Below are 6378 nucleotides of genomic sequence, written 5' to 3'. Positions count from 1 at the left end.
CCCGCGGCCGAGGCGCCTGCTCCCGCTGCACCGGCCACCCAGCCGGCCGAAGCCGCCAAGTCCGAGGCCGCCAGTCCCGGCGCCGTTGTCATCCCCATCGTCATCGCGCGGCAGTTGCGCGACGAGCCGCTCCCACTCTCCCTGCTCGACCTGCCGGTGAAAGATCTCGGTATCGCCGGCGCCAAGCTGGCGATCACCGACAACAACACCACCGGCCGTTTCATGAACCAGGAGTTCAAGCTCGAGCCGATCGAGGAGTCCGACCCGGCCAAGCTGATCCAGGACGTGGTGCAGAAAGTCGACGCCGGCGCACATTTCATTCTCGTCGACGCCACGCCCGACACGCTGCTCAAAATGGCCGACGCGCTTCAGGGCAAGGAGGCGTTGCTCATCAACTACGGCGCCGCCGATGACAGTCTGCGCGAGGAGAACTGCCGCCCACAGGTGCTGCACACCGCCCCGACACGCTCCATGCTCACCGACGCGCTCGCCCAGTACCTTGCGTGGAAGAAGTGGCCGCGCTGGCTGCTCGTTCTTGGCCCCACCGAGAAGGACAAGTTGTACGCCGAGGCGCTACGCCGCTCGGCCAAGCGCTTTGGCGCCAAGATCGTCGAGGAGCGCACATTCACCTACGATTCGGGCAACCGGCGTACGGACGGCGGCTTCGAACAGGTGCAGCAGCAGATTCCGACCTTTACCCAGAACGCACCCGACTACGACGTGCTGGTGGTCGCCGACGAGAGCAACCTGTTCGGTGACTACCTTCCCTACCGCACCTGGGACCCGCGCCCCGTGGCGGGCACCGCGGGGCTCACCGCCGATAGCTGGCACCCGGCCATCGAGCTGTGGGGCGGGACGCAATTCCAGAACCGTTTCAAGCGGTTGGCCGACCGCAACATGCGCTCCACCGACTACAACGCATGGTTGGCGACGCGCATGGTCGGCGAAGCCGCCTCGCGCACCAAGTCGGGCAAGTTTCAGGATCTCGTCGCCTACATGAAGTCCCCGAGCTTCGATCTCGCCGGCTTCAAGGGCGTCGGCCTGTCGTTGCGCGGCTGGAACGGCCAGCTGCGTCAGCCCATTCTGGTCACCACGCCAAAGCTGCTGGTCAGCGTGTCGCCGCAGCAAGGCTTCCTGCATCAATTCAGCGAACTCGACACGCTCGGCATCGACAAGCCGGAAAGCAAATGCCGGGCGTTCACTCAATGAGCGCAGCGGCGAACATCGCCGTGAACGGCTGCAGAAGAGTCTCAGGAGGAAATTTCGTAATGCGCTTCAAGGTCGGCATCGCCGCGCTGCTCGGCATCGGTTCCGTACTAGCCCTGCCGGCGCCCGCGGCTATGGCCTATACGGCCTTCGTCACCAATGAGAAGGATAATTCGGTGTCCGTCATCGACACCGAGAAGCTCGAGGTGATCAAGACCTTCCCCGTCGGCCAGCGTCCGCGCGGCGTCATCCTCTCGAACGACGGCAAGTGGCTGATCGTCTGCACCAGCGACGACAACATCATCCAGGTCTACGACAGCAAGACGTATGAGTTCATCAAGACGCTGCCCTCGGGTCCCGATCCCGAGCTGCACATCCTGCATCCGTCCGGAAATCCGCTGTACGTCGCCAACGAGGACGACAATCTCGTCACCATCGTCGACATCCAGAGCGGCAAGATCCTGGGCGACATCCCGGTGGGTGTCGAACCGGAAGGCATGGGCATGAGCCCCGACGGCAAGGTGCTGGTCAACACGTCCGAAACGACCAACATGGCGCACTTCATCGACACGACCACGCATAAGACGTTCGACAACGTGCTGGTCGACAGCCGCCCACGCGTCGCCATCTTCAATCCGGCAGGCACGCAACTTTGGGTGAGCTCGGAGATCGGTGGCACCGTCACGGTGATCAACCCCGCCGATCGCAAGGTCATCACCAAGATCCACTTCGAGATTCCCGGCATCACCAAGGAGGCCATCCAGCCCGTAGGCGTGCGCATCACGCCGGACGGCAAAACCGCGTTCGTTGCCCTTGGGCCGGCCAACCGCGTTGCCGTCATCGACACCGCAACCTTCAAGGTCATCAAGTATCTCCTGGTCGGCCAGCGCGTCTGGCAGATGGCCTTGACACCCGATGGCAAGAAGCTCTTGACCACCAACGGTGCCTCGAACGACGTGTCGGTCATCGACGTTGCTGCCTTGAAGGTGATCAAGTCGATCAGGACCGGCCGCTACCCGTGGGGCGTGGTGGTGGCGCCGTTCTGAATTTTTCGCCGTTCTACCGGGGCTCGGCGGCCTCGCGGAACAAAGGATGACAGTCGTACTGGAGCAAGAAAGACGAACGGCTGCCCGCCTTCAGCGTGGCCAAGCTGAAGAGAAACAATCAATGTTTCCAAAGGCTTGAAGAAGGGGTTGGCAGCATAATCGTCACATGGACATGACAGCTCAATCCAATCCGCCTGACGCCGGCGCGCTCGCGCTCGTCGTCAAGAACGTCAGCCACAGCTTCGGCGACAACCTCGCGCTCAGCGATGTATCGCTGGAAATCCCGCGCGGCCGCTTCGTCGTGCTCCTCGGCCTCAATGGCGCCGGCAAGTCGACGCTGTTTGCGCTCATCACGCGCCTTTACGACAACGTGACGGGCGAGATCCGCATATTCGGCCACGACATCCGCCGGCGCGCCATGGCGGCGCTGCAGCGCCTTGGCGTCGTCTTCCAGAGCCGCACGCTCGATCTCGACCTGACGTTGAAGCAGAACCTGCTCTATCATTGCGCGTTGCACGGCATCCGCGGACGCGAGGCGCGCCGGCGAACCGAGCGCGTGCTTCAGCTCGTCGGGCTCGCGGATCGTGCACGCGAGAAGGTGCGCAATCTTTCCGGCGGTCAGGCGCGGCGCGTCGAGATCGCCCGCTCGTTGCTGCATCAGCCCTCGTTGCTCCTGCTCGACGAGCCGACCGTCGGCCTCGACATCGGATCGCGTGAAAGCGTCATCAACATCGTGCGCTCGCTGGTCGAGAAGGAAGGCCTCGGTGTGCTGTGGGCGACGCACCTCTTCGACGAGGTGCGCCCCAGCGACCTCGTCGTGCTGCTGCACAAAGGGCGCGTGCTGTTCACCGGCTCGGTGCCCGAGCTGCTCGCCAAGACCGCAACCCAGTCCGTCAGTGACGCTTTCCGCAAGCTGACCGGCGCCGGCACCGAGGAGCTCGCCGCATGACCGCCATGAGCGCGACCGCACACCATCAGGCGAGCGTCACGACGACGATCAGCGAGCGCGCTTGGGGCAGCGAGCCGCCGCGCCTCGGCCTGCGCGCCTACGTCACCTGCTTCAAGGGCATCGTCTGGCGCGAGGTGCTGCGCTACTTGCACCAGCGCGAGCGGTTCCTGTCGGCGCTGGTGCGGCCGCTCATCTGGCTGTTCATCTTCGCCGCCGGCTTTCGCCAGACGCTGGGTGTGTCGATCATCCCACCTTACGAGACCTATGTGCTCTACGAGGTCTACGTGGTCCCGGGCCTGCTCGGCATGATCCTGCTGTTCAACGCCATGCAGTCCTCTCTATCGATGGTCTACGACCGCGAGACGGGCGCCATGCGCACACTACTGGTCAGCCCCTTCCCGCGCTCGTTCCTGCTCATCTCCAAGCTTATCGGCGGCGTCGCCGTTGCCGCCATCCAGGCCTACGTCTTCCTCGGCATCTTCTATTTCTGGGAGGCCGAGCTGACGGGCTGGGGCTATCCGCTGCTGCTGGCGACCCCGGCAGTCCTCGCCCTGCTGCTCATGTTCAACTCGGCCACCGACTATTTCTCCGAGGCGGCCCTGCAGAGGATCATGCTGGCCGCGGCCTTGGTCGAGATCGCCGTCATCGCCGCCGTCATCTACCTTTGGCAGCTGGCCCCACCGTCGATGAACTACCTCGCCGTAGCGCCGGCACTGGTGATCTCAGGGCTGATGCTCGGCTCGCTCGCGCTTTTCATGTCGTCGGTGATCCGTCAGCTGGAGAACTTCGCCGGGGTTATGAACTTCGTGATCTTCCCGATGTTCTTCGCCTCTTCGGCCCTCTACCCGCTATGGCGCGTCAAAGAGTCGAGCGTGCTGCTGTACGAGATGTGCCTGTTCAATCCTTTCACGCACGCGGTGGAGCTCATCCGCTTCGCGCTCTACGGACAGGTCGATTGGCCATCGCTCGGGATCGTGCTGGCCTGCACCGCGGTGTTCCTCGGCGCGGCCATCTTTGCCTATAACCCATCGAAGGGTCTGATTGCCCGCCGTGGCGGCCCAGGCTCGGGAGTGTGAGGAAATGATCAAAGAAGAAATGACGTCCGTGGCGAGTATCCTGAAGCGCGGCATTAGCGCAGCGGCGCTGGCGGCAGCCCTGGCTTTCACCGCCGGCACCGCCCTGCAAGCGCAGGATGCGGCACCAAAGACGGACACGCCGCCAAAAGTCGAGGCCGCGCCTGAGTTGGCGCCGGGCATTGCGCCGGGCGTCGTCCCCGGTGCGCGTCCCGGGGGTATGGAGCCTGCACCGCCAGCCGGCGCCAATCATCCGGCATTCGCGCCCACCCCCGTCACGCCCGACGAGAACGCCGCGGTCGAGTTCTCTCCTTCCACCATTCTCAGCAGCCCCGACTGGCCCTGCATCCAGCGCAAAGTGACGGTGATCTCGCCGGCGCAGATTTGGGATGGCCCGCCCATCGACGGTATCAAGGAGTTCGACCCGGCGATCCGCGATCTGACGGAGCTGCTCGAGAGCCGCCGCGTCCCCCCCGAGGAGGCCGAAAAAGCGATCAAGGAGTACGCCGCCTCGGTCCCTGAGGCCGAGCGCGACAAGAAGCTGACCGAGCTGTTCGCCAGCTTCCTGAGTGAGATCAACACCGACCGGCAGTTCGTCATCGCTAAGGTCGAGGAATTTCAGAAGCGCCAGAAGGGCCGCGCCGCCGAGCTCGAGCGCGAGGGTCAAAAGCTGGCCGAGAAGGGCATGGCGGCAACTGACGAGCTATTGCCGACCGAGACCAATCTCTCACCCGAGCAGCAAGAGTACAACTGGAACGCACGCATATTCCAGGAACGTCAGCAGAACCTCACCATGGCCTGCGAGATTCCGGTCCTTATCGAGCAGCGGGCCTACGAGATCGCCCGCATCATTCGCGCCCAGATGAAGAGCTAGGCGCGGCGGCCCCGCCAAGTAGAGAGCTTCGCCCGTCTCCCGACACGACCTGCAGTGCATTAGGCGATGGCGAGCATATGCCGTCTGCAGGAACTTTGCGGCTCCCCATAGGTTCGCACTAGGAACCAATGGAGGAACGCCATGGCTCTCTATGACCAGCACGATCCCACCGCTACGGATCACCGCCATCTGCGCCCGATCGACCGGACCCCGGGGCTCTGGGATGGGACCGCCCTGCCACTGCTCGTCGCCGTCGCCATCGCGATCGCGCTGATCGCGATGTTCTACCCAAGCGGCGATCGGCGCGTCGGTGATACCAACAATGCCGGGCCAGCCGTGCAGACCGTGACCCCGTCCCCGTCGCCCTCGACCTCGCCGACGCTGCCGACCCCGACGCCGACGACCGAGCCGAGACCGACGCAGGCGCCTATTCGATAGACCTGGCAAGTGACGAGGCGCTGTGCGCAAGCGTACGCCGCCGCGCGCCGTGCGCACGGGTCACGGCAGCTTCTTCACCTCGGCGAGCGGATAGCCGAGCTCCTGCCATCCGTCGGTGCCGTCGCGGAACCACATGACATTGGTGTAGCCGTATTCGAGCGCCCGCTTGGCGGCGTTCCACGACATCCAGCAGTCCTTGAGGCAGAAGAAGACGAGAGGTGCATCGCGCTTACCCCTCGAAAGCCCCTCGAGGGCACCACGAAAGTAGGCATCCATCGTCGGCGACAGCGCGCCATAGCCGACGTTGGGCAGCCAATGCGCGCCCTCGATGCTGCGATGGACGGGCTCGCGCCAAAACGTGCCTGCGGGCAGGTTTGGGGGCTTGGGGGCTTGCGGGTAGACATCGACGAACACAGCCCCATCCTTGTTCCACACATCGGCTGCCTCGTCGTTGGTGAGCACGCGCGCCCCACGCAACGTCGCCGGCACCGGCGTACGGAAGTTGTCCATGCGATAGCCGGTGGGCTCCTCGACCGGCCCGGAGGGCGCCGCACCGGCTGCGGGGGCCGGCGGGACATCCGGGTGCGGCGCGGGCACCTCGACGACCCCTGCGGGCGCTGTGGAGGCACTGTCGGCCGCGGTCGCAGGCGCACCCGCGCGGACGAGAGTGGGCAACGACAGGGCGATGGCGCACAACGCGGTCGCGAGCCGCCCGAGCGTGGAGCCGGGAACGATCCTGTCGGGCGGGAAAAGCCGGCGTCGCGGCTCGTAGCCGAGCGACGCCCCCACCAC

At 64.9% G+C, this 6378-nt stretch carries 7 protein-coding genes; 6 read left to right on the top strand and 1 reads right to left on the bottom strand.

The genetic code is table 11. The features are described 5' to 3' along the window. Positions 1-90 precede the first annotated feature (90 nt). From F9K20_RS08435 to F9K20_RS08410, 6 genes are all read left to right on the top strand, one after another. Positions 91-1209 (top strand): ABC transporter substrate-binding protein, encoded by a 1119-nt coding sequence (locus F9K20_RS08435; RefSeq protein WP_290999901.1) that lies wholly within the window; start codon positions 91-93, stop codon positions 1207-1209. Positions 1210-1268: 59 nt separating this feature from the next. After that, the gene (locus F9K20_RS08430) at positions 1269-2252 is read left to right on the top strand and encodes a YVTN family beta-propeller repeat protein (RefSeq protein WP_290999893.1); all 984 of its coding nucleotides are present in this window, start codon (positions 1269-1271) and stop codon (positions 2250-2252) included. A 166-nt stretch (positions 2253-2418) separates the two neighbouring features. After that, positions 2419-3201: an ATP-binding cassette domain-containing protein gene (locus tag F9K20_RS08425; RefSeq protein WP_290999890.1), complete on the top strand. Its 783-nt coding sequence runs from the start codon at positions 2419-2421 to the stop codon at positions 3199-3201. Next, positions 3198-4277 (top strand): ABC transporter permease, encoded by a 1080-nt coding sequence (locus tag F9K20_RS08420; RefSeq protein ID WP_290999887.1) that lies wholly within the window; start codon positions 3198-3200, stop codon positions 4275-4277. The genes F9K20_RS08425 and F9K20_RS08420 overlap by 4 nt, the downstream gene beginning before the upstream one ends. A 4-nt stretch (positions 4278-4281) precedes the next feature. Then, positions 4282-5148, top strand: a complete 867-nt coding sequence (locus F9K20_RS08415; protein WP_290999885.1) for a hypothetical protein — start codon at positions 4282-4284, stop codon at positions 5146-5148. 141 nt (positions 5149-5289) lie between these two features. After that, positions 5290-5586, top strand: a complete 297-nt coding sequence (locus F9K20_RS08410; protein ID WP_290999882.1) for a hypothetical protein — start codon at positions 5290-5292, stop codon at positions 5584-5586. Positions 5587-5646: 60 nt separating this feature from the next. Here the strand turns inward: F9K20_RS08410 and F9K20_RS08405 are convergent, their stop codons facing one another. Further along, positions 5647-6378 carry a PQQ-dependent catabolism-associated CXXCW motif protein gene (locus F9K20_RS08405; RefSeq protein ID WP_290999879.1) on the bottom strand — a complete coding sequence of 244 codons (732 nt, stop codon included), beginning with the start codon at positions 6376-6378 and terminating at the stop codon, positions 5647-5649.

Origin of the sequence: Hyphomicrobium sp. (assembly GCF_009026145.1) — a bacterium.
Taxonomy (GTDB): Bacteria; Pseudomonadota; Alphaproteobacteria; order Rhizobiales; family Hyphomicrobiaceae; genus Hyphomicrobium_A.
The sequence above is the reverse complement of the archived record's forward strand: the minus strand, read 5'-3'. Positions and strand labels throughout refer to the sequence as shown.

Excerpts from the sequence above, each read along its gene's own strand:
- F9K20_RS08425 (WP_290999890.1), top strand. The coding sequence starts at position 2,419 with ATGGACATGACAGCTCAATCCAATCCGCCTGACGCCGGCGCGCTCGCG.
- F9K20_RS08420 (WP_290999887.1), top strand. The coding sequence starts at position 3,198 with ATGACCGCCATGAGCGCGACCGCACACCATCAGGCGAGCGTCACGACG.
- F9K20_RS08415 (WP_290999885.1), top strand. The coding sequence starts at position 4,282 with ATGATCAAAGAAGAAATGACGTCCGTGGCGAGTATCCTGAAGCGCGGC.
- F9K20_RS08430 (WP_290999893.1), top strand. The coding sequence starts at position 1,269 with ATGCGCTTCAAGGTCGGCATCGCCGCGCTGCTCGGCATCGGTTCCGTA.
- F9K20_RS08410 (WP_290999882.1), top strand. The coding sequence starts at position 5,290 with ATGGCTCTCTATGACCAGCACGATCCCACCGCTACGGATCACCGCCAT.